The organism is Rhodopirellula maiorica SM1 (assembly GCF_000346295.1).
Lineage (GTDB): Bacteria > Planctomycetota > Planctomycetia > Pirellulales > Pirellulaceae > Novipirellula > Novipirellula maiorica.
On record NZ_ANOG01000789.1, the window covers coordinates 1 to 2,158 of the forward strand.

At 52.1% G+C, this 2,158-nt stretch carries 4 protein-coding genes; 1 reads left to right on the forward strand and 3 read right to left on the reverse strand.

Translation table 11 applies throughout. The features are described from left to right. Positions 1 to 205: hypothetical protein (locus RMSM_RS43000; RefSeq protein ID WP_236622304.1), on the forward strand; the 205-nt coding region annotated here is incomplete at its 5' end. A 129-nt stretch (positions 206 to 334) separates the two neighbouring features. Here the strand turns inward: RMSM_RS43000 and RMSM_RS25670 are convergent. From RMSM_RS25670 to RMSM_RS25680, 3 genes are all read right to left on the reverse strand, one after another. Beyond that, positions 335 to 811, reverse strand: coding sequence for a hypothetical protein (locus RMSM_RS25670; RefSeq protein ID WP_008703539.1), 477 nt, complete (start codon positions 809 to 811; stop codon positions 335 to 337). 109 nt (positions 812 to 920) lie between these two features. Then, on the reverse strand, positions 921 to 1,214 hold the full coding sequence (locus RMSM_RS25675) for a hypothetical protein (RefSeq protein WP_144057962.1): 294 nt from the start codon (positions 1,212 to 1,214) through the stop codon (positions 921 to 923). Positions 1,215 to 1,499: 285 nt separating this feature from the next. Further along, positions 1,500 to 1,727 carry a hypothetical protein gene (locus tag RMSM_RS25680; RefSeq protein ID WP_144057963.1) on the reverse strand — a complete coding sequence of 76 codons (228 nt, stop codon included), beginning with the start codon at positions 1,725 to 1,727 and terminating at the stop codon, positions 1,500 to 1,502. Positions 1,728 to 2,158: the final 431 nt, after the last annotated feature.

Here is a 2,158-nt window from a genome sequence, read left to right on the forward strand (position 1 = left end):
GATAGCGTGCTTGCAAGTGCGGAATTACGAAGACGTATGTGTCGATGACAAGTTGAGCATCGTGCAAACGGAAGGACAAGGCGAAGGCGGTTTAGCGGACCGTTACATACCGGGCATCGTGTTCGTACACGGGTCGCAGTCGCTGCGGGTGGCGATGAAGGAGCCGCGTAGGGGTTCTGGTTGGTCATCGCGTGCCGAGAAATGAATTTCATTCGGATAACGGTCGCCGCAACCGCGCGACGACGAAAGATTGTCCATTTCAACACGATACGACTTCGCCGCTCCGGTTCGCGGCATTCTCCCCCCACACACTGTTCAGTAGGGTTTAGAGATATCAATCAAAATCATTGGTCGTGGCAATGTCGAGATCAGTCCAATCTACCACGCCGTCGTCTACGCAGCAGGAAAGTTCAACGACGCTACGGTCATCAAATTCATCAAGTTTGTAGTCAGCCGATCGATAGTCTCCACCAACGCGATAGAAGAATGAGGCAGCCTCGGCGGTCTCGCCATCGACACGTAGTGTAATTCCCCAGATCAACAACTCATCTGAGCGAACCTTGCGTCCCGGTAAGAATCTTTCGAGATGCTTTTCGGTCAGCTGAGAGATCATTTTGCGGTTCGTTAGCCAGCCATCAATCAGCATCTTGAAGCATTCAGCATAATCTGGCGACATTTCGAGCGTGCCGTCGATTGTCAACGTGACGGGAGCGTCTCGCAAATGTACCATCGCCTCGAGCTCCGGTATCCAATCAGGGTTTTTCACAGAAAAGTCAGTCGCGTCGAGCTTCGTCCAGTTCAAGTCGGGCATTCCACGGTCTTAGGTTAGTGGGTGTTCAGTCAGGGAACGGCAGACATCACGGGGGATCGCCCGCAAGACAACCCATTAGTCAACGCGTCATGGCGATCTGGCGGGCATTTCATGGTTCGTCGCTCTTTTCGATGTGGGAGTCTGCATCAAATTCGAGTCGATCGTCGACCGAAAATGGCATCAAGCGACGCGGTGGCGCATCAGTGGATTCTGTGTCGAGTGGACGATCGATCCGAAACAGCAATTGTGTCACCCATGCTGAACGACAGCACAAGAATAGGCCGAAGATTAGTGCGACCACGCCCGAGAACCATCCAAACGCCTCAGGCGGTTCGGTCAGGAAGTGTTCGGCGTAGCGGCCTGCTAGGAATGCCCAAACGAATGACGAAATGGCGCGATACATCAGCCAAAGGCCAAGTAGCTTGCAGGCAACGTTAAAAAGCGAGCGTTCGGTCATTTAGGCTTGGTGTTCGGAGTCATTGTATAGCCCAAGGGTTCAATATGTATTCGGTCGGTAAGTCACAGTATTGGCTGCTGTTCGTGACAATGCGTTGCGCACAACTGGTTGACGCCCGACACGACGAACGGTTGCCGTCACCTAGGATGGACAATTGATTTTTCATTGATAAAACCGTGCAAGCCGTCCTTAGCTGCACGGCCTGGTTCTGGCTCTCGTTCATGCTCATGCTCAGCATCGCGGTGCTCGTGAGTCGTAATCGATCGCCACTGGGTATTCTACGGACGACTCTTTGACGCCGTCAAACTTCATTGCCATCCGAGTCAACATTGCCATGATTCGTTTGAGCAAGGACTTCAAGTCGCGACTCATTGATTCGTCCAAGCCACCCGTCGCGGCCAAAACAGGGTGAACGTGCACTAACTTTGCCTGACGATAAAAGGCAGTCGTTGCAATCAAAGCGACAATCACAATTAGCAACACAGCGTTACCGAAAAGAGAGACGTCACAACAACTTCACTACTTAGTCAGGGAACGTTTGAAATCACCCGGTCACGACAAGAGATTTTCCATTCACAAAACGCCCGGCTTCGCGACGCCGGTGCACTTGCTTGCTCCCTTGCTTTTTCATTTAGTACCTTGCAAGTTCTTGACCACGGCGTCGCCAGCCTCGGATCTTGCCCTGCAGCAGATGGGCCCGTTTGATGGATACGCAAATGCTACAACACACGCGGATTCAAGTGGACCGTCTGCTATAAAATCACCGAATGGCGTCGAGCCGAAAACATGAAGCGGACGACTCGCAATTCGGTCTGGATCCGCGAATCCTTAGAATAGCGATCTTAGAGAGGCGATTCAAACACTCCCCAACATATTCCTGCCAACATTTT

Bases quoted from the DNA above. Each gene is read 5' to 3' on its own strand.
- RMSM_RS25675 (WP_144057962.1), bottom strand. From the start codon at position 1,214: ATGTATCGCGCCATTTCGTCATTCGTTTGGGCATTCCTAGCAGGCCGC.
- RMSM_RS25670 (WP_008703539.1), bottom strand. From the start codon at position 811: ATGCCCGACTTGAACTGGACGAAGCTCGACGCGACTGACTTTTCTGTG.